19 protein-coding genes are annotated in these 21,272 nt (G+C 41.9%); 10 read left to right on the forward strand and 9 right to left on the reverse strand.

Features of this window, described 5'->3' with window-relative positions; all coding sequences use genetic code 11:
- The first annotated feature begins 19 nt into the window (after positions 1 to 19).
- The 8 genes from H6G28_RS12610 (at position 20) to H6G28_RS37355 (ending at position 8,061) form a co-directional block, all read left to right on the forward strand.
- A complete protein-coding gene (locus H6G28_RS12610; RefSeq protein ID WP_242054551.1) occupies positions 20 to 715 on the forward strand; it encodes a Uma2 family endonuclease in 696 nt (231 codons plus the stop codon).
- Between the two features lie 4 nt (positions 716 to 719).
- Positions 720 to 1,421, forward strand: a complete 702-nt coding sequence (locus tag H6G28_RS12615; RefSeq protein WP_190671120.1) for a Uma2 family endonuclease — start codon at positions 720 to 722, stop codon at positions 1,419 to 1,421.
- 16 nt (positions 1,422 to 1,437) lie between these two features.
- Positions 1,438 to 1,983, forward strand: a complete 546-nt coding sequence (gene rimI, locus H6G28_RS12620; protein ID WP_190671121.1) for a ribosomal protein S18-alanine N-acetyltransferase — start codon at positions 1,438 to 1,440, stop codon at positions 1,981 to 1,983.
- A gap of 380 nt (positions 1,984 to 2,363) precedes the next feature.
- The gene (locus H6G28_RS12625; protein ID WP_190591353.1) at positions 2,364 to 4,835 is read left to right on the forward strand and encodes an ATP-dependent Clp protease ATP-binding subunit; all 2,472 of its coding nucleotides are present in this window, start codon (positions 2,364 to 2,366) and stop codon (positions 4,833 to 4,835) included.
- A gap of 152 nt (positions 4,836 to 4,987) precedes the next feature.
- On the forward strand, positions 4,988 to 5,437 hold the full coding sequence (locus H6G28_RS12630) for a hypothetical protein (protein WP_190671123.1): 450 nt from the start codon (positions 4,988 to 4,990) through the stop codon (positions 5,435 to 5,437).
- 186 nt (positions 5,438 to 5,623) lie between these two features.
- On the forward strand, positions 5,624 to 6,979 hold the full coding sequence (locus H6G28_RS12635; protein ID WP_190671125.1) for an AAA family ATPase: 1,356 nt from the start codon (positions 5,624 to 5,626) through the stop codon (positions 6,977 to 6,979).
- 5 nt (positions 6,980 to 6,984) lie between these two features.
- The gene (locus H6G28_RS12640) at positions 6,985 to 7,770 is read left to right on the forward strand and encodes a retron system putative HNH endonuclease (protein WP_313949914.1); all 786 of its coding nucleotides are present in this window, start codon (positions 6,985 to 6,987) and stop codon (positions 7,768 to 7,770) included.
- Positions 7,771 to 7,938: 168 nt separating this feature from the next.
- Entirely contained in the window at positions 7,939 to 8,061 is a 123-nt protein-coding gene (locus tag H6G28_RS37355) for a hypothetical protein (protein WP_277883228.1), read from the forward strand.
- Positions 8,062 to 8,068: 7 nt separating this feature from the next.
- Here H6G28_RS37355 and H6G28_RS12645 read toward each other — a convergent pair whose 3' ends face one another.
- The 6 genes from H6G28_RS12645 to H6G28_RS12670 form a co-directional block, all read right to left on the reverse strand.
- Positions 8,069 to 9,106 (reverse strand): AI-2E family transporter, encoded by a 1,038-nt coding sequence (locus tag H6G28_RS12645; RefSeq protein ID WP_190591345.1) that lies wholly within the window; start codon positions 9,104 to 9,106, stop codon positions 8,069 to 8,071.
- A gap of 100 nt (positions 9,107 to 9,206) precedes the next feature.
- Complete coding sequence (locus H6G28_RS12650) at positions 9,207 to 9,845, reverse strand: lysophospholipid acyltransferase family protein (RefSeq protein ID WP_190671129.1); 639 nt, start codon at positions 9,843 to 9,845, stop codon at positions 9,207 to 9,209.
- Between the two features lie 196 nt (positions 9,846 to 10,041).
- Positions 10,042 to 10,923, reverse strand: coding sequence for an ACP S-malonyltransferase (gene fabD, locus H6G28_RS12655; RefSeq protein ID WP_190591343.1), 882 nt, complete (start codon positions 10,921 to 10,923; stop codon positions 10,042 to 10,044).
- A gap of 88 nt (positions 10,924 to 11,011) precedes the next feature.
- Positions 11,012 to 12,004, reverse strand: coding sequence for a beta-ketoacyl-ACP synthase 3 (locus H6G28_RS12660; protein ID WP_190591342.1), 993 nt, complete (start codon positions 12,002 to 12,004; stop codon positions 11,012 to 11,014).
- A 78-nt stretch (positions 12,005 to 12,082) separates the two neighbouring features.
- Positions 12,083 to 13,108, reverse strand: a complete 1,026-nt coding sequence (gene plsX, locus H6G28_RS12665) for a phosphate acyltransferase PlsX (protein ID WP_190591341.1) — start codon at positions 13,106 to 13,108, stop codon at positions 12,083 to 12,085.
- A gap of 362 nt (positions 13,109 to 13,470) precedes the next feature.
- Positions 13,471 to 14,949, reverse strand: a complete 1,479-nt coding sequence (locus H6G28_RS12670) for a leucyl aminopeptidase (protein ID WP_190671131.1) — start codon at positions 14,947 to 14,949, stop codon at positions 13,471 to 13,473.
- 155 nt (positions 14,950 to 15,104) lie between these two features.
- Here H6G28_RS12670 and H6G28_RS12675 point away from each other — a divergent pair, with 155 nt between their 5' ends.
- A complete protein-coding gene (locus H6G28_RS12675) occupies positions 15,105 to 15,809 on the forward strand; it encodes a Uma2 family endonuclease (RefSeq protein ID WP_190671132.1) in 705 nt (234 codons plus the stop codon).
- A gap of 143 nt (positions 15,810 to 15,952) precedes the next feature.
- Here H6G28_RS12675 and H6G28_RS12680 read toward each other — a convergent pair whose 3' ends face one another.
- The 3 genes from H6G28_RS12680 to H6G28_RS12690 form a co-directional block, all read right to left on the reverse strand.
- Positions 15,953 to 17,065 (reverse strand): hypothetical protein, encoded by a 1,113-nt coding sequence (locus H6G28_RS12680; RefSeq protein WP_190591338.1) that lies wholly within the window; start codon positions 17,063 to 17,065, stop codon positions 15,953 to 15,955.
- Positions 17,066 to 17,383: 318 nt separating this feature from the next.
- Positions 17,384 to 18,211 (reverse strand): alpha/beta fold hydrolase, encoded by an 828-nt coding sequence (locus H6G28_RS12685; RefSeq protein ID WP_190591337.1) that lies wholly within the window; start codon positions 18,209 to 18,211, stop codon positions 17,384 to 17,386.
- Between the two features lie 342 nt (positions 18,212 to 18,553).
- Positions 18,554 to 19,279 carry a lysophospholipid acyltransferase family protein gene (locus H6G28_RS12690; protein WP_190591336.1) on the reverse strand — a complete coding sequence of 242 codons (726 nt, stop codon included), beginning with the start codon at positions 19,277 to 19,279 and terminating at the stop codon, positions 18,554 to 18,556.
- 374 nt (positions 19,280 to 19,653) lie between these two features.
- On the opposite strand from H6G28_RS12690, the gene metG reads away from it, so the two are divergent.
- Positions 19,654 to 21,255, forward strand: coding sequence for a methionine--tRNA ligase (gene metG, locus H6G28_RS12695; protein WP_190591335.1), 1,602 nt, complete (start codon positions 19,654 to 19,656; stop codon positions 21,253 to 21,255).
- Positions 21,256 to 21,272 lie beyond the last annotated feature (17 nt).

Genomic DNA, 21,272 nt, shown 5'->3' on the forward strand with positions numbered 1-21,272 from the left:
AAGTTTTGGAGAAAAAATTATGACCCTTAGTTCTCCTATGACTCTTTTAGTAACTCTGCCACCTTTGGAAAACGGCGATAAACTCACCCGTGGAGAATTTGAGCGTCGTTATCATGCTATGCCGGCAGTGAAAAAAGCGGAACTGATTGAAGGAATTGTGTATATGGCATCTCCCTTACGTTTTAGAAGTCATGGTAAACCCCATGCTTATGTTATGGCTTGGTTGGGCTTATATGAATCTGCTACGCCTGGGATAGAATTGGGAGATAATGCCACTGTCCGCTTAGATGCAGATAATGAACCTCAACCAGATGCTTGTTTGCTAATTACTCATGGAGGACAGGCAAGTGTCAGCGATGATGATTATATTGAAGGTGCGCCAGAGCTAATTGTAGAAGTTGCCGCTAGTAGTGTTTCTTTAGATTTACACGATAAGTTAAAAGTATACCGCCGTAATCAGGTGCAAGAATATTTAGTCTGGCGCGTGTATGACGGGGAATTTGATTGGTTTAAGTTAGAGCAAGGGGAATATATTAAACTTGCGCCTAATAGTGATGGTGTGATTTACTCTCGTGTCTTTCCGGGTTTATGCTTAGATAAAGCGGCATTATTAGCCGGGAATTTAGCAAAAGTTTTAACAGTTTTGCAGCAAGGTTTGGCTAGTGCGGAACACCAAAGTTTTGTGGAAAAACTCGCTACCAAACACTCATCATAAAAATATGATTACACGTCCTAGTGCAATTATCACTCTTCTATCAACCCTGCCACCTTTGGAAAACGGCGACAAACTCACCCGTATAGAATTTGAGCGTCGTTATCATGCTATGCCGGAAGTGAAAAAAGCGGAACTGATTGAAGGCATTGTTTATATGGCATCTCCGTTACGAGTGACAGGTCATGGTGAACCCCATGCTGACGTTATCATTTGGTTGGGACTTTATAAAGTAGCTACACCTGGAGTTAAACTGGCTGATAATTCCACTGTCCGCTTAGATGCCGATAATGAACCTCAACCAGATGTATGCTTGAGAATTGCCAATGGCGGACAGACGCGCGTTAGTGACGATGATTATATTGAAGGTGCGCCAGAGTTAATTGTAGAAGTTGCCGCTAGTAGTGTTTCTTTGGATTTGCACGAAAAGTTAAAAGTATACCGCCGCAATCAAGTGCAAGAATATTTAGTCTGGCGTGTGTATGATAATGAATTTGATTGGTTCAAGTTAGAGCAAGGGGAATATATCAAACTTGCGCCTAATCAGGAGGGTGTGATTTATTCTCATGTTTTTCCGGGTTTATGCTTAGATAAAGCGGCATTATTAGCCGGGAATTTAGCAAAAGTTTTAGCAGTTTTGCAGCAAGGTTTGGCTAGTCCAGAACACCAGAGTTTTGTTGAAAACCTTGCCACTAAGTCCTCCTTATAATTTTGATCAGTTAAATGTGATTTCATCAGAATTAAAATTGCGATCGCTCACAACCGATGACCTTAGTACCATCCTCGAACTCGATCAAACTTGTTTTGGTGGTCTTTGGACTTTAGCCGGTTATCAACGCGAATTAGAAAGCCCAAACAGCGAGTTACTGGGTTTGTTTGCGCCATTGTCGAGCATTAAACTTTTGGGTATGGGCTGTTTTTGGTCAATTGTTGACGAAGCCCACATTACTATATTGGCGATTCATCCCCAATATCACCGTCAGGGTTTGGGGCAGGCTTTATTGTACGCTCTCTTGAAGGCAGCCTGCGATCGCGGTTTAGAACGCGCCACCCTGGAAGTGAGAGCTTCTAATATTGCAGCCATATCCTTATATGAGAAATTTGGCTTTAAAACGGCGGGGCGGCGACGGCGTTATTACAAAGACAACGACGAAGATGCTTTGATTTTGTGGTTATCAGAATTGCAATATCCACATTTTCAACAAACTTTAGACCAGTGGCACACCATTGTCAGCCAACAGTTGAGCGAATTTTCTTGGCAATTGATTTAGTTAGAGGCTAGTCCCTAGCCTCTAACCTCTAGTTAATTCATTAGAATTTTTAATAAGAAAAATTTTTATATTTTAAATAAAAAATACTTTTAGAAAAATTTTGACTTTTAGATTCAAAATGTGCTAATAATTAGTATTTGTGACTGGTAAAATTAAACTATCATAACAACGGCTAACTATTTACAACTCAAGCTGAAAAGCCAGTAAATCAAAGCTCCTCAAGTCAGTAGCCGTAGCAAAATTCATCAACAGTTGACAAATCCACCCATCAATTTGAGTAGTCTCCCTTGGATGTCTATTATCTCTGATACAGACACCCAAAACCTTAGCCTGTGCTAAAATCAGCGTACCGGCACGACGCAGGTGATGGGAAAAATGCCATGTTTGAACGCTTCACAGAAAAAGCCATTAAGGTAATCATGCTGGCCCAAGAAGAGGCCCGCCGTTTAGGTCACAACTTTGTGGGAACCGAGCAGATCCTCCTGGGTCTGATTGGGGAAGGCACAGGAGTTGCGGCCAAGGTGCTGAAATCAATGGGTGTCAATCTCAAAGATGCCCGTATTGAAGTAGAAAAAATCATAGGCCGGGGTTCAGGCTTTGTGGCCGTGGAAATTCCGTTTACGCCACGGGCAAAGCGGGTTCTGGAACTATCCCTAGAAGAAGCGCGCCAATTAGGGCATAACTACATTGGCACCGAGCATCTGCTGTTGGGCCTGATCCGGGAAGGGGAAGGTGTAGCAGCCAGGGTGCTAGAAAACCTTGGGGTGGATCTATCTAAGGTAAGAACCCAAGTCATCCGAATGCTGGGAGAAACAGCAGAGGTTTCGGCGACCGGTCAATCGGGACGCACTAAGACTCCTACCTTGGATGAATTCGGCTCGAACCTAACCCAGATGGCGACGGACAACAAACTTGATCCAGTCGTAGGACGCGCAAAAGAAATTGAGCGTGTAATTCAAATCTTGGGTCGCCGGACAAAAAATAACCCAGTGCTGATTGGTGAACCAGGGGTTGGTAAAACCGCGATCGCCGAAGGTTTGGCGAGCCGCATTGCCAACAAAGATGTCCCCGACATCCTGGAAGACAAGCGTGTAGTCACGTTAGACATCGGTTTGCTGGTAGCAGGTACCAAATACCGGGGTGAATTTGAAGAACGCCTGAAGAAAATCATGGACGAAATTCGTCAGGCGGGTAACGTCATTCTCGTAATTGACGAAGTTCACACCCTAATTGGTGCAGGTGCAGCCGAAGGTGCGATCGACGCAGCAAATATCCTCAAACCCGCCTTGGCAAGAGGTGAATTGCAGTGTATCGGTGCCACCACCCTCGACGAATACCGCAAACACATCGAGCGCGATGCAGCCTTAGAACGCCGCTTCCAGCCAGTCATGGTAGGTGAGCCGTCAGTCGATGAAACTATAGAAATATTGCATGGACTACGCGATCGCTACGAGCAGCATCACAAGTTGAAAATTTCTGATGAAGCTTTGATTGCAGCAGCGAAATTGTCTGACCGTTATATCAGCGATCGCTACTTGCCAGATAAAGCCATCGACTTGATTGATGAAGCAGGTTCGCGCGTGCGGTTAATCAACTCCCAACTGCCCCCCGCAGCTAAAGAGTTAGATAAAGAACTGCGCCAAATCTTAAAAGAAAAAGATGATGCAGTGCGTTCCCAAGACTTTGACAGAGCCGGGGAACTGCGCGATCGGGAAATGGAAATCAAAGCCGAAATCCGCGCGATCGCCCAAAGCAAAACCAACGGTGCAAGTGGTGACGGTGTAGAACCCGTTGTTACCGAAGAAGACATTGCTCACATCGTCGCTTCCTGGACAGGTGTACCAGTCAACAAGCTCACCGAGTCTGAATCCGAAAAGCTGCTGCACATGGAAGACACCTTGCATCAGCGACTCATCGGACAAGAAGACGCAGTGAAAGCAGTTTCACGGGCAATCCGTCGGGCGCGTGTCGGTTTGAAAAACCCCAACCGACCCATCGCCAGCTTTATCTTCTCCGGGCCGACTGGGGTAGGTAAAACTGAGTTGGCAAAATCCTTGGCTTCCTACTTCTTCGGTTCTGAAGAAGCAATGATCCGCCTGGATATGTCGGAATATATGGAACGCCACACCGTCAGCAAACTAATTGGTTCGCCTCCAGGTTACGTTGGTTATAACGAAGGCGGTCAATTAACCGAAGCTGTGCGCCGTCGTCCATATACCGTGGTGCTGTTCGACGAAATCGAAAAAGCCCACCCCGATGTCTTCAATATGCTGCTGCAAATTTTAGAAGACGGTCGGTTAACCGATGCCAAAGGTCGCACCGTTGACTTCAAGAACACCTTGCTGATTTTGACATCCAACATTGGTTCTAAGGTAATTGAAAAAGGCGCTTCCACCATCGGCTTCGAGTTCACCGAAGATGCTGGCGAGTCGCAGTATAACCGGATTAAAACTCTGGTTAACGAAGAACTCAAGCAGTATTTCCGTCCAGAATTCCTCAACCGTTTGGATGAGATTATCGTCTTCCGTCAATTGAACCGCGAAGAAGTCACCCAAATCGCCGACATCATGCTCAAAGAAGTGTTTGGTCGCCTGACAGAAAAAGGTATCACCTTAGAAGTCACCGAACGCTTCAAAGACCGACTCATCCAAGAAGGTTACAGCCCCAGTTACGGTGCAAGACCGTTGCGTCGGGCAATTATGCGCTTGTTGGAAGATAGCCTCGCAGAAGAAATTCTGTCTGGTCGCATCAAAGATGGCGATACCGCCGTTGTTGATGTTGATGAAAACGGCAACGTGCAAGTTAGTTCTCAACAGCGCCGGGAGTTGTTACCTCAAGGAATTGAGTCGTAATTAACGTTTGGGATTGAGTCTCAAATAAATATTAGCAAGCGGTAGAGGATAAATTTCTCTACCGTTTTTGTTTTCTTGGCATTATGGCTAGGCTGTGTAATAAGAGGCAAAACAATACTCTTTAAATTTCTACAACCTCTTTAAAATCGAAAATGTTAAACGAAACAACAATTCAACAAGCCGCTAGAGATATTCAGCAGCTAATACCTGATTTAAATACCTGGGAATTATCGGTTGCCAGGATCAAATCTGAAGAATCACAGGTTTTTAGTTGGGTGGTTGAACTGACTGAGCATTTAGTAACTAGGGTTTATCCCTTCCGTTATATAAGGGTAACTTTTGATATGGATACATACCAAAATATAAGTCTTGTATCTCTTGATTATGGTTTGATGTTTCAGCAGTCAGGAAAGTTTAGCGTTGAGGCAGTGCTTGATGGAAGAACATTTAATAACCATACTGAATCAACATCATCTACGTTTCCACCTAGCGATGTTGAAGCAAAAATTAACCTGATATCATTAGCTTATGAGTTTATCTCAAAACTAATTCAAACACTGACATCACCAAATCATCCAGAGAGCATTAGCAATTTAGGTTAAGCAACAGCGAAACCCAAAAACACGCTACTGTTGTTGGGTTTCGTTCCTTTACCATTTAAGTTTAGGTATATTTGTAATATTGCTTAGTGGAAAGTAGTCAAACCCTAGTAGATACAGTTGAACTCAAAAATGAGGTTAAATTAATTCACAAGCTATTGATGATGCAAAATCTTAAGGATATAAATAATGTGGGTTGAAAGCATAACACTTAGTAATATCAAGTGCTTTCGAGAAGAAAAAATACTCTTTATTCGCAATCGTGAAACTGGTAAAAAGGCAAAACCCTACTCTTGGATTACCTTACTAGGTGAAAACGGTGTAGGAAAAAGCACGTTACTTCAAGCATTAGCACTACTTTTAGCCGGGCCTGAAGCTGCAAAAGAACTTCTCCCCCGTCCTACAGGTTGGGTTAGTGACTCCTCTAAACCAGGGAAACTGAGTGCTGTGCTACATCAAGATCCACTTGACGCTGGTACTTATGGTAAAGAAAAAATCAGTAGAAGTTTTACTTATTCATACTTTGTTACTGGTGACACACCTACAACTATTAAAATTAGTCAAGATAAAACAGAAACTTATACTGAACCTGCACTAATTGAAGAATATTCGAGATTTCTAAGTTGGTTACGAACTAATGCCTTTGCTTCTAACACTAAAGGATGGTTTGCAGTAGGTTATGGTGCGTTTCGTCGGCTAACCCGTATTAGCCAAAGAATGTTACCTAGTTTAGATACCCCAAAGCGTTCTAGTAACTTCATTACACAGTTCAATGAAGACACACCTATAAGTTCATTTGAGCAGTGGATGGTTTACCTAGATTTTCGCATAGCCAAAGGGGATCAGGAAGCAAGTAAAAAGCTGGAAATAGGAAAAAAAGTAATTGAAAGTCTCATTCCTGGAGATACTAAAATTGCTGAAATCACTGCTGATGGTCAAATCAAATTTTTTGTTAATGGTCGTAAAGTAGCAACTATTGGTTTATCTGATGGTTATCGGAGTGTAATAGCCTTAGCTGGAGATTTAATTTGGCGATTAATGCAAGCTTTTCCTGATTTAGAAGACCCCACTCAGGCTTCAGGTGTAGTTTTAATTGATGAATTAGATATTCATCTTCATCCATATTGGCAAAGAAAAATTGCTGGTTGGTTGCGAAATATTTTTCCAAATCTACAATTTGTTATCGCTACTCATAGTCCACTTATCGCTGCGGGTGGAGGAGAAGATGCACTTACTCTTCGTTTAGAATTGGTAGATGGTGAAGTAGAAGTAAGACAAATAGATAATATTTCTGCTTATGATGCTGATTATATCCTCAGAAGTCCAGCTTTTGGTTTAGAGTCTACTCATTCACCTGCTACACAGGAGAAAATACAACGTTTCTATGAATTAGATAACAATAAAGACAACCTCAGTGAAAAAGACAAGCAAGAGTATGAGCAACTCAGGAACTTTATGAAAACCTTACAGCCAATTGCTGGGCCACCTGAACCTGGGAGTTTAGAAGCTAGAATAGATGCGTTCTTGGAGGAAAATTTGCCTTGATTCCTGTGCCAAGAAGTCCCCAACCAGATATCTTAATAAGATTGGGTGCTAAATGGTTAGCAAAACTAAAAACAACTAAAGCTAATCCTAATGCTACTAAGAAACAAATTGAAAATGCAACTAATAAATATAATCATCCAGAAATTAAAAAAGCTTTAGAAGAAATGTTTCATGGCAAATGTGCATATTGTGAAAGTAAGATTTCAGTGGTTGATTATGGAGAAATCGAACATTTTCATCCTAAAAGTATATATGAAAGTTTGACATTTGAGTGGACTAACCTTCTGTATTCATGCACTATTTGTAATAGTATAAATCATAAAGGAACTAAATTTCCACTGGACGTAAATGGTAAGCCTCTATTACTTGACCCTAGCAATGACAAAATTGATCCATTTTTGCATTTAGATTTCTATTGGGATCATTCTACTAAGTTGGCTAATATAAAAGGACATGATGATTGTGGAAACCAAGTAACACAAATTTTTGATTTAAATGGAATTATTAGACGAAAAGAGTTAATCAAGAACCGCAGTAAATACATCGAAAAGCTATTAACTCTACTGATAATGGCATTAAATACTATTGATATAGAAGTAAAATTACAAGCAATTCAAATGTTAAAAGATAGTTGTAAGACTAGTGAAGAATATAGTGCTTTTGCGCTTGTGCATATCCTTCCACATCTTGCTCATCATTTTCGTGATCCAGAGGCGATCGCTCTTTTGAAAAAAGTGAGTACGCGTAGTCCTGCTTATGCTGTATTTTCTCGTGTTCACCAACTACCATAGCTGCTAAATCAGCAGGGGTTTTTATTTTCTCAGTAGAGACAGTTTAACAAATAGGATATGAACCAATTGTAGACAGGTTGTTGGCTAATGAATTATTCTAAATAGAGCGATGAGTTAGGTAGCACGAGAGGCAATACAACAGTAAGCTAAACTAACATACTCAAATACTTGATATCATCAATTGTAAAAAGCTATTTAAACTCCTCAAACATGACTGAATTACTACAGCTTGCGATCGCAGAAATTGAAAAATTACCAACAGAAGAACAAAATGCGATCGCTACTCCATAACTCTTGACTAAACCTCAGCTTTCATCTCATCAATTTCAAATAAAGATACAATTACTCCCGTAATTGGAATAGAAATGAAAACTCCTAATAAGCCTGCGACTCTAGCACCTACTAATAAGGCGAAAAATACCACAACCGGATTGAGATTTAGCGCACCTTGCATAATCCGAGGTGCAATGAGATTGTCTTGAATTTGCTGGAGGATAATACAAGCAATCAATACTTTCAATGCCAGCCAAACATTTTGAGATAAGACAATTAAAGTAATTGTGCTAACACCTAAAGTTGCTCCAATACCTGGAATGATATCTAAAAAACCGACAATTACAGATAATAGTAAGGCAAAAGGTACTTGCAAGATTACAAAGACAATGAAAGTAGTTGTGGTTAAAAACAAACTCAGTAATAGCTGACCACGAAAAAACCCTAAAAAGCTGCGTCTAATGATATTGGTAAATCTGATGCGGCGTTGTTTAGGGACTATCTTTAAGATAAAATTCCATAGTTTTTCGCCATCTAGTAGCATGAAGAATGCTACAACAGCAATTAAAATAAAGGTGACAAAATTAGTTAATAACTGTTGTAGAAAAGTTAAGCTGGTGACTAAACCTGATATAGCCTGATTCCGCAATTGTTCTTCAATTAAACTCAAGTCTATTTGCAGATTGCGGTTACGGAGAAATTCTTCGATTCTTTCTAAAAAAGGCGCAAGAGAAGTTAAAAATCCCGAAATACTATCAATTAATTGCTGTCCTTGGGATAATACTGCTATCCCAACGGTGATTAATAATCCGCCTAAAATCACAATGCTGATTAAGAAGACAACAATTACAGCTACCCCATGAGGTAAAAACCGCCGCAACCAATTTACAGGATAGCTGAGTAAAAAAGCTAAAATTGCCGCAAATGTAAAAATAACAATGACGGCTTCAAAGTATGCTAAAAGTTGTACGAAAGCCCAGCCAGAAGCCACTAACAACAAAAAGCGGACTAACGCCGAATTATTCAAGCGATTCCAAAAGTTCTTGGCATCAGAGCCGGTCATATAATATTTTAAAAATTAGTTAATTTAGCGATCGCTAGTAGACATTAGCAACATATAAAAATACAGTGGCGATCGCTACTACCGAAAAGCATATTTCTCATCAACGCCCTAAATCGTGCATTTCGTTGATGACCTTTGCACACTTTTGGGTTACACGGTCTAATTCATCTTTGTTAGTAGAACTTGGCGGTGCAATTACCTCACCAATTCTAATCGTCAGGGGAACAGCACGCGGTATGGATGAGCCTTTTTCTAAAATTCCTTCACTTCCCCACAAACTCACAGGTAAAATTGGTGCTTGCGCCTTTGCGGCTAAGAGGGCTGCGCCTTTTTTCGGGTCAGTAATTCTGCCATCGGGTGTGCGAGTCCCTTGTAAAAACACTCCCACAGCCCAACCATTTTCTAAACATTCTAAAGCAGCCCGAATGGCATTGCGATCGGCACTACCGCGACTCACGGGGTAAGCACCATATAATTTAATAGCTTGTGCCAAAACCGGAATTTCAAATAACTCCTGTTTCGCCATATATGCTACCGGACGGCGCACACAATTAGAAACAATTGGCGGGTCAAAATAACTAGCATGATTACTCACAACTACCAAAGGATCTGATTGCGGCACATTTTCGACCCCATAAATCTTCCCACGAAAGTAAGTATGAAGCATGGGGCTGACAACCGACCATTTGAAAGCGTGGTAAAGCGCCAGACTAATTAACGGTTCACGACTGCGAGACATAGGACATTAGGGAGTGGGGAGTAGGAATTAGGAAAAGGGGGACAAGGGGGACAAGGAAGACAAGGTGGATAGAGGTAGTCAACAAATGGGATAATTTCTTTTTTGGAATACCCTTCACAAACTAAAAATTAAAAATTAAAAGTTAGTATATTTTTTACTTTTGCCTTTTAACTTTTGATTTTTTCGTCCCTACTCCCTATTCTGTTAATTCAGCAGCATTACGGACGTTCTTTAAGATTAAATCAGTAACGGTGCGTTTAATTAACCCAGTTAAAACATTGCCAGGGCCAATTTCTATGACTTGTTCAATGTTGTTAGCTGGTAATTGCAGCGAAATTTCTCGCCAACGTACTGAACCAGTCATTTGCTGCGTAAGACGCTGTTTTAAAATTTCTGCGTCAGTGGCGGGTGTAGGTTCAACATTCGACATTACAGGTACAGTTGCAGACTGAAATTCTACTGTCTCCAGAATTTCTTGGAACTCAGCCGCAGCAGCCGACATTAAATGTGAGTGAAACGCGCCAGAAACTTTTAAGGGTGTCGCACGTTTGGCTTTAACCTGCGACATTACCGCTTGTACCGCATCAGGAGTTCCAGAGATGACCACTTGTCCTGGACTGTTATCATTTGCCAAAACTACATTTGGCGTTTCGGCTATAACTGTATCTAATTGTTCGCGGTCAAAGTTCATTAAAGCCGCCATCATTCCACCAGCCGCACTATCCATTAGTTCAGCACGGCGTTTAACTAAACGCAAACCTGCTGACCATTCAAAAACCCCAGCAACGTAAAGGGCAATATATTCACCTAAACTATGTCCAGCCACCACATCTGGTTGATGTCCCCGTTCTCGCATCAAGTCAGCGAGAATACTTTCCACTACATAAAGACAGGGCTGAGTATAAAGAGTTTGTCCTAGCTTTTCTTCTTGGTTTTGGCAGATATCGCTAACAGACCAGCCTAAGATTTCTTCAGCTTGAGTAAATTTTGCTTTAGCACTTGGTATATCTAATAAGTCTGTTCCCATTCCCAGTGCTTGGGAACCTTGTCCGGGAAACACCCATACGGTTTTAGTCATTGGTCAATCGTCAATTAAAAAGTCAAAAGGAAAAAAGCAAAAGTAAAAAGTTTTACGTTTTTACTTTTTACTTTTTACTTATTAATACTTATCTTCCCCATTGGAAGATAGCTGCACCCCAGGTCAGACCTGCACCAAAACCGGATGCAGCAATGATGTCATTGGGTTTAATTTTGCCTTGTTGCACTGCTTCATCTAAGGCGAGGGGGATAGAAGCGGCGGAGGTATTGCCGTAATTGGCAAGGTTACTAATAACTTTTTGTTCGGGAATTTCTAGACGTTGGGCAACAGCATCTAGAATGCGTTGATTAGCTTGATGCAAGACTAACCAATCTATTTGATCAACGGTCAAGTTGGCTTCAAATAAAGCTTTATCAATAATTTCCGGCACTTTTTGGACAGCAAAGCGGTATACTTCTTTGCCATTCATACTGATGGGTTGGTAAGTGCCTTGAGAAACGTTGATGCCTGGGAGTAGTTCTTGGGGAGTGGCTGCATAGCCGAGGTTAAGCTGATGATTGAGGCTACCGTCGCTTTTGAGGGCAAATCCTAGCAAGCGATCGCTTTCGGCTGCTTGTAATACTACCGCACCTGCCCCATCACCAAATAACACGCAAGTTTTACGGTCTTGCCAATCTACCCAACGGGAGAGGATGTCTGCCCCAATCACCAGTACATTCTGATATACCCCTGTGCGGATGTATTGAGCAGCTGTTACCAGCCCAAATACAAAGCCAGAACAAGCGGCGGTTAAATCAAAGGCAACTGCTTTGGTTGCGCCTAACTGGGCTTGGACTTTACAAGCCGTGCCGAACAAATCATCTGGGGTAGATGTTGCCAGCAAAATCAAATCTAAGTCCGTAGCTTGAATGCCGGCGGCGGCGATCGCTCTTTCCCCTGCGGCCGCCGCCAATTCAGTCAATGAACCTGAAGAAAGTGATACTCGTCGTTGACGAATACCCGTTCTTGTGGTAATCCATTCATCTGATGTTTCAACCAGTGCTGTTAGTGCCTGGTTGTCGAGGGAAGTTTCGGGAACTGCCGAGCCACTTCCTGTAAATGCGATGCCTAACTTTTGCACTCCTGCTCTCCCAAGCTCTCAGCGTTTTCATCATTCATCCTTCTGGGGACAAATCACGGATGACAATATCAACTATGACTAACCGTTCTCACGCTGTAGGATTTCGTACTGCGATTTAAGTCTGTGCAGCACTTGGTTATCAACTGCTTCTTTTGCCATACGTATTGCACTAAAAATTGAAGGTGCTTGTGAACTACCGTGGCCGATAAAACAAACTCCAGCCACACCTAACAGTAAAGCACCTCCATGCTCCGCATGATCCATCCGTTGCTTAATTCGCTTGAGATTTGGTTTTAACAGGGCAGTCCCTATTTGACCGTGCAAGCCTTGGGGCAGTTCTTCACGTAAGATTTGCAGAATTACTCCTCCCAGAGATTCGGCAAATTTGAGTAACACATTGCCCACAAACCCATCACAGACAATTACATCAAATTGTCCCGAAAGTACATCACGTCCTTCGGCATTACCAATAAAATTGATACTAGAATTTTCCCGCAGCAGTTGATGGGCGCGGAGTGCTTGCTCATTGCCCTTGGTATCTTCTTCACCAATATTGAGTAAGCCTACCTTTGGTGTATCCATACCCAAAACATATTGGCTGTAAATTGAACCCATCACAGCAAACTGCTCTAAAAATTTAGGGCGGCAGTCTACATTTGCACCGACATCCAGTATCAATACTGGCTTGCCAGCCATAATCGTGGGGAAAACTGTACCAATGGCTGGGCGATCAATTCCTGGCAATCTTCCTAAACGCAGCAATGCTGATGCCATAGCTGCCCCAGAGTGTCCAGCAGAAAATACAGCGTCTGCCTGTTGATTTTTGACCAAATCCATCGCTACATTAATCGAAGCCTTACGTTTGCGTCTAACCGCATTTAAAGGCTCCTCATCCATAGCGATCGCTTCTTCAGCAGGAACTATCTCCACCCGCTCCAAAGTAGTTTTTGGCGGCATGACAGCTTTAATTTGTTGGGGATCACCAACTAGCAAGACTTTCACACCCAATTCTTCACTGGCGCGTAATGCACCAGCAACGATTTCTTTGGGTGCGTGATCCCCCCCCATTGCGTCAATTGCTATCCGTGCGCTAGTCGATCCCATTGCTCAGAGCTTATAGAAACCTTACAAATTTTACCAGATTGGCTTTGTTAAAAAACCGTAACTTCTTCACTGCCAAATTACCATACTCAGTAATGAGTGCTGAGTGCTGAGTGCTGAGTCAATTAAAAATGAGTCAGTACTCCGCATGGTTTGTCATTATTGCAACATAATTTTGGCGGCAAGCCCAAGATAACACGCGAGAAGTTAAAAGTAAAAAGGCAAAAGTCAAAAGACAGAGCCTTTTGCCTTTTTATTTTTGATTTTTTTAGGACTTACGCACAGGCCACGGAAAATCGAACCACAGAGACGCAGAGTTCACGGAGAAATGAGAGTTTGAGAGGTTTTTTGCGTAAGTCCTATTTTTATTGCTCAAGTACCCAGTTAACTAACATCCGTACACCGTAGCCAGTTGCGCCGGGGCCGTTGTAGCCGTTTTCTTTGTCTGCCCAGACTGGCCCTGCAATGTCTAAGTGCGCCCAAGGGGTATCTTTGACGAATTGCTTGAGGAATAGGGCGGCGGTAATTGAACCACCAGGACGCGGCCCGGTGTTTTTCATATCGGCAATCCCCGATTTCAAGCCTTCAAAATATTTTTCTTCCATTGGCATCCGCCAAATTTTTTCGCCGGATGTGCCAGCAGCTGTTTCTAACTGCGAAGCTAAGGCATCATGGGGAGTGTATAACCCGGCGATATCTTCACCCAAAGCAATGACGTTTGCACCTGTGAGGGTGGCTAAATCCACGATCGCATCTAAGCCCAATTTATCTGTATATACCAAAGCATCAGCCAAGGTTAAACGCCCTTCAGCATCGGTGTTATTCACTTCGATTGTTTTGCCGTTAGAAGCTTTGAGGATGTCGCCTGGGTGCATAGCGCGACCGCTAATCATGTTTTCTGTAACGGCAGAGATGAAGTGAACTTCGGCATCAGGCTTGAGTTGGGCAATTGCTTTTGCTGCACCCAAGGTAGCAGCTGCACCACCCATATCAATTTTCATGGTTTCAATTCCACTACCTGCACCTTTAATATTCAACCCACCAGAATCAAAGGTTAAACCTTTACCGATAATGGCTAGTTTCTTGGTGGGTGTACCTTCTGGTTTGTAGGTGAGGTGAATGAATTTGGGTGGTAAATCAGAGGCTTGGGCGACTCCTAAAAAGGCACCCATACCCAATTTCTCACAATCTTCTTTTTCCAAGATTTGTAATTGCAAGCCGTAGTCTTTGGCAATTTCTTGGGCAGTCTCGGCCATTGTAATGGGTGTAACTGTATTGGCTGGGGCGGCTACCAACTCTCTGGCTAAAATGACCCCAGATACAATTTGATTGGCACGCTTGATTGCATCCTCTTGACCTTCAAAGCCCAGTAACTCGACAGTTTCAACTTTTGCGCCTTTATCATCTGGTTCTGATTTAAAGCGCACATCTTGATATAAAGCTAACTCTACACCTTCTGCGATCGCTTGGGCTGTGGCGGCTGGGTCGTTATTCCATAAGGGAAAGCTAAATCCGAGAGTTTTGCTTTTTTGCTTTTTGGCTACCTTCGCCGCCGCCGCCGCCGCCCGCCGCAGACTATCTACTTTCAGTGCGTCTGATTTTCCTAAGCCAACCAAGATTACTTTTTTAACCGCACCGCCGCCAGCGACACGAATAAAGACAGTGCTGTTGGCTTTGGCTGTAAATTCTTCTTCGGCAATGACTTCTTTTAAGATGCCAGCGAACTTTTCATTCAAAGTCGCCAGTTCACCTGTTAACTCTACCGCATCTTCAAATAATCCAATTGCCAAACTATCGCCTGCCCACTCCAGCAGAGGCTGATTACTAAGTTTAATTGTTGCCATTTTGGGATTTTGTTTAAAGATTCCTTCTTGTACCAGTATTGCTCAAAAATTTGAAGTGTGAAGAGAAGTTAGAAGTATGAAGTGTGAAGTATGAAAGGGCGAATCACCACTGACTTTTATAATTAAAACATCCTAACCTTCTGTATGGCATGACTATGACCTCAGCCTTGACTCCAAATCAACGCTCAGAAGTGTTCTATCCTAGTTCCGATGGTGAACCAGTGGCAGAAAGCTATGCTCATTTATGTGTGTTACTGGCGACACTAGAAATTCTGCGTCAGTATTTAGTAGGACAACAAGCAACAGTCCTTGCCAATCAATTTCTCTACTACGCTCAAGGGTTTCCTAAGTTGCGTGTTGCCCCTGATGTGATGGTAATTTTTAATGTCGCACCTGGTGGTCGAGATAACTATAAAGTGTGGGAAGAAGGGGAAGTTCCATCGGTGATTTTTGAGATGACTTCGGCGGGGACGAAAAATCACGATCAGGAATTTAAGAAGACTTTGTACGAGCAACTTGGTGTTAAAGAATACTGGTTATTTGACCCCAGAGGCGAATGGGTACAAGGACAGTTGCGGGGTTATCGGTTGCGCCAAGATTCTTATGAGTTGATTACCGACAATCGCAGTGAACCATTAGGTTTGCGCTTGCAGGTAGAAGGAGAACTGATTAGTTTTTACCGAGAAGATACAGGTGAAAAGTTGCTGAACCCCACAGAACAGGCGCAAGCACTACGTGAAGCACAACAAAGAATAGATGCAGAAGCTTTAGCTCGACAGCAAGCTGAACAGCAAGTAGAGCAATTAAAGCAACGCCTCAGAGAACTGGGTATTGATCCTGAGCAGGTTGAACAGGAATAGAGGCTAGTACAACAAGGCAAAAGTAAAAAGGCAAAAGTAAAAAGAAAGAATAACGATAATACAAGCCTTTTAGCATTTTCTTATGGTCTGTTTATTTACGCCGACCTGTACTAGGGACTGGAGGCTAGAGGCTAGTTTTGGAATCACAATTCAGTGGTGTCAATGTCAAATTTATTGACGATCGCATTAATTATTTCTTGTTCTACTCCTGTGGTTTGCTGGTCAAGTTGAGCAATTCTTTGGCATTGTGCCAACAGTGGGATTGCAAAATCACGGTTGAGTTGGTTGAGGAGTGTATCTAATGGTTGCGGTGACTTGATATTGTTGGCGATCGCATCTAGGGAATTTGGGCTGAGGTTCAATGCTTGCAATTCTGGTAAAATTTCCTCCCAGGTTTTTTCGGGATGGCTGGCAAGAATTACATGAACGAGAATTTTATCCATGATGGCTTGTTGAGCGATCGCAGTTTCTAAGTAATTTTCACTTTCTGCTTTCAGGGTTGCTAAAGTTTCTGGTGATGTTAAGGAAACAGATTCATCTAGTTTGGCTTCATAAAATCGACAAGCTGCATACCCTAGAGAATAGCTTAAGGCCGCATTAGAACTAGTGGCGATCGCTGCACCCGCAAACGGCACATTTCGCAGTAACGCCAATCCAGCAGCTTTTAACAAACGATTACCACCCAACCCCAAACCAAAAATTGTTAAAACTTCGCCTTTCCTGGCTGGATCTTTTAAATCTAAGTCGTAAGCGGCCGCAATTTTATACAGCATTTCCGATTGCAATTTCAGCGTCGCAGCTAAATCAACCGCTAATAATGCTGCTGCTACCCCTGGTAAAATACTACTGGCAAACCCAATCCCCCCAGCTTTGGTGGCTGTGTCTAGCATGATGCGGTGAGAAATCTGGCTAGGCGATTCCTGGGGATATTTTTGTTTAAGTTTGTTAACGGTGGTGGCGGCTTTTTCTAGATCAACATTTTCACTAGCACCAATCAGCCAATTCAGATTTAAAAAACCCGATAGCCTTCTAATCAGCCAATTTTGACTGAGGCGATCAACTATTTGGCCAGTAGTTTGAGTTGCTTGTCCAAATAACTTATGTGTTTGTTTAGCTGTGGCTACACCCACGCCCAAGGCTGTATCAAACAATGTTTTACCAGTCGTCGCCAAAGAGTCAAATAACGATGATTTCTCTTTAGCGGATGTTTGATTAGTGATTTCTACTTCTGGTTGTTTTTGGGGTTGGTTTGTCATTGTTATGCCAGTCGCTCTAATCTGTTTGTAGCGAAATCAAGACTAACTTGACATCTTCCAACAAGTACAAGTTTGAGTGCCGTACACTGAGCGACTTGTACCGAGCGAAGTCGAGGTAAGTCGAAGTGTGAGTGCTGAGTACTGAGTACTGAGTGAAAAACTTTTTGTCTACTCCCTGCCTCAACCGCTTAGTGGTAAGTAAAAAGGCAAAAATGAAGAATACTTTTGACTTTTGATTTTTTACTTTTGACTTTTGACTTCTCCGGCTTTGCCAAAGTGCCTCCGGTTGGTGAGCGTAGCCGAACCACTGCCTCCTGCTCAACCGAATTCCTTCACTGGTAGCTTGTAAAGCTTGTGATTCAAAGTTTCTAAGAAGTTGTTGTTTTGCAGAATTTCATACAGACTGACATCTTGTTCTAGCAAACAGGCGTGGCCGCTATTGGGCAGGATGAAAACCTGAGATTTAGGTAAAATAGCAGCGATTCGCTTCACTTCTGTCACAGAAGGTAAAAGCCGATCGCTTGCACCAGCAATTAACAATACTGGTTGGGTGAGACGGCGTAATTTGTCATCGTCAACCTCAAATTCTCGCAATAAAGTCAATCGCCAATTTACTGTTACGGATGGGACAGAACGCATAGTTTTTAGCAACTCATAGCGATCGCTTCTGTCTAGGCGTTCTAAAGATGCCAGAAACGGTAATAAACCCAATGCACCAATATCATACAAAGATTCTGGTATTAAGCATGATAAATGGGATGCCCAATCTAAAAACGGACGCAGGCGAAAAGCTGAGGCGGGGTTAATCAAAATAATCCGTTTAAATAAATGCGGGGCTTTAGTAGCTACCTTCATCGCCAAGCAGCCACCAAATGATTCTCCACACAAATAAATTGACCTTTGGGAACTTTTCTCCAATTCTGCGTGAATTAAGTCCAAGACGTTATTAGTCAACTCTTCCCAAGTCGTTAAGTCTTTTCTGGGGATCGCCAAACAGCGAACATCAAAGCCTGCTTCTAGTCCCGATGTTTGCGATCGCAGTAACTCACCAGTACCATCCATTCCCGGTAAATAAACAAACAACGGATACTCTGGTTGGACTCGTTTCGGAGTCAGAAAACACGGCTTTAACTCAACTTCTGGCATTGTACAACTTTAATTTTCTTGAGGATTTTTATCGTTTTACCTGCATACAATTATTATCCTTTGAGATTTTTTTTTAAATGATTCCCATAAACAGACAAAAATTATCAGTTCAAAATAGTGAATTTAAGTTTTCGACAGTATTACAGGTAAAAGTCTGTTAAAATCATAACTCAGCTAATAAAAACTCACTTAAACCTGCAATCAAATTATTGTAAATATAATTTAGTCTTATATAAAGATTCTGTCAGATCATATTTAGCAATATATATCTAAAATCAGCAAAAAAATTACAATTAAAACACCAGCAAAGTCATCTTTAAAATTCTGCCGTGGTGTTGTATATCAATAACATCCTTGTTGTAGTAAATTTGCGATTTCACTGTGGCAGTGTTGTGTGAGTTCAGCTATAACTTTTCTGGCTTGTTTGCCGTGATATTGACTTTGATGATCGTTTGTAATCCAATAAGGGCGACCAATGAGTACAGCTACCCGTTGATATATCACTAATGGATGCCATCCATATTGGTTAAATAAAGGTTCGGAAGGGTCAAACAAACTCAACAGTTTTAGGGGAAAAGCTGTGGTGTTGACTTCTTCTAAAGAGGCGATCGCAATTGGTAAAATTGCTAAGTCTGGTACGCCAGTCCGCAACGCTAAATGGGCAAATCCGCGCTGAAATTCCCCCACCGCCGATGCTGGAGTTGATTGCACCATCGGTTCAGCCCCTTCAGGAAAAACGCCTACCATCTGCTTAGACTTTAATAGCATCTGTGATTGAGCAAAAAAGCTTTGCTGCCGATTCTCCACTGTTTCTAACGGAAAACAACCTAATTGTCCGGTGACAATTTCGCGCAAAATTGGCACTTGTCCCATGTAGTGATGACAAGCAAAACGAATCGGACTTGATAACGCCTTCATTAAAATCATGGCATCCATAAAGCTGCGATGATTGCTCACTATTAACAAACTTGCATCACGAGGAATGCGATCCTCGTAATAGCAAAACATTCGTGTGGAAAAAGTTGCTAAAAATAAGCGAGAAATATCTAAGGGGCTATTTAGACTCATATCTAAATATATTTTTGGGAAAATATCGTAGTTTATCTTGATTTAATTTTTACATTTCTTTACTGATACTACGACCCTCTTAGGATAGAAATGTCTTATCTATAAAAGCAAACGATTTTTCTATGTTTAGAGCGTTGTACTTTTGGTCACAATCTATGTAAGAAACAACCTCAGATCAACCTTATGAAATTCTCCTTTCTGTTTTTAGAGCCGAAATTAGCCAAATTTGTACTTATTACAAAACATTTCTGAACTCTAGAAATTTGCTAATATTAAGGTGAACTTTGAAAAAGAGATAGTAATGTAATATAATTGCGTAGTTTTGCCTTCATAACTAAGTATAAAACGTTTTAATAATTTGTTTTTTATTCTGCATGAACCTAGTGGATAAAACAGACCAGACATTTGCACTGACAACACCCCTTTACTATGTAAACGATGTCCCTCATATTGGAAGTGCTTATACAACCATCGCCGCAGACGTAGTGGCTAGATATCAGAGACTCAAGGGACATCGTGTCCTGTTAATTACAGGTACAGATGAACATGGGCAGAAAATTCAACGTTCAGCAGAGTCTTTAGGCAAAGCGCCCCAAGAATTTTGTGATGGGATTGTTCCCAGTTTTGTTAGCTTATGGGAGAAATTAAACATTCAATATGATCGCTTTAGCCGGACAACTGCGCCGCGACATGCAGCGATTGTTAAAGAATTTTTTGGGCGCGTTTGGCAAAAAGGCGATATCTACCAAGGGCAGCAAAAAGGCTGGTATTGCGTAGCCTGCGAAGAATTTAAAGAAGAAAGAGAATTATTAGATGGTAAGCGTTGCCCAATTCATACCAATAAAGAAGTTGAATGGCGAGACGAACAAAATTATTTCTTTCGCTTATCTAAATACCAAACTCAATTAGAAGAGTTTTATCAATCGCACCCAGATTTTATTCAACCCGAAAGCCGTCGTAATGAAGTTTTAAGCTTTGTCAGCCGAGGTTTACAAGATTTTTCCATTTCCCGGATTAATCTTGACTGGGGTTTTCCTGTTCCGACTGATCCTAACCAAACTTTATATGTCTGGTTTGATGCGCTGCTGGGTTATGTCACAGCATTATTAGAACCCGATGCTGAACCAACCTTAGCCAACGCTTTAGCAACATGGTGGCCGATTAACTTGCATTTAATTGGCAAAGATATTCTGCGGTTTCATGCAGTTTACTGGCCAGCAATGCTCATGTCGGCAGACTTACCTTTACCAGACAGAGTATTTGGGCATGGATTTTTGACCAAAGATGGGCAGAAAATGGGGAAGGCGCTGGGTAATACCCTTGATCCGATCGCTCTAGTTGAGAGATATGGTAGTGATGCCGTTCGTTATTACTTTCTTAAGGAAATCGAATTTGGCAAAGATGGCGACTTTAATGAAAGTAGATTCATCAACGTTTTAAATGCAGATTTGGCAAATGATTTAGGTAATTTGTTAAATCGCTCCTTGAACATGGTGAAGAAATACTGTGCTGGCAATCAAGTGTCAGTTTCAGATGAAACCATTTCTGCGGCAAATCCTTTGAAAACGATTGGTTTAGGTCTAGGGGAACAGGTACAACAAGCATATCAAGCACTAGCTTTTAACCAAGCCTGCGAAGCTGTTCTGTCATTGGTACAAGCCAGTAATAAGTTTATTGATGATCAAGCCCCTTGGTCACTATATAAACAAGGACAGCAGCAGGAAGTAGAAAAAGTGCTTTACGCAGTTTTGGAATCAGTTAGACTGTCAGCATATCTTCTTTCACCAGTTATTCCCAATATCAGTAGCGAAATTTATCAGCAACTGGGTTTTGGAATCAACTTTAACGAACAAAATCAAACAGCAACTGCTGCCCCATTTTCCATTCATTCCCAATGGGGGTTACTATCTAATAAACAACTGTTGGGGAATCCTCAACCAATTTTTAAACGCATAGAACCTCCGAAAAACGATTAGTTTTTTTAATTTCTTTC

It is taken from the genome of Nostoc sp. FACHB-190 (assembly GCF_014696905.1).
Taxonomy (GTDB): domain Bacteria; phylum Cyanobacteriota; class Cyanobacteriia; order Cyanobacteriales; family Nostocaceae; genus Nostoc_B.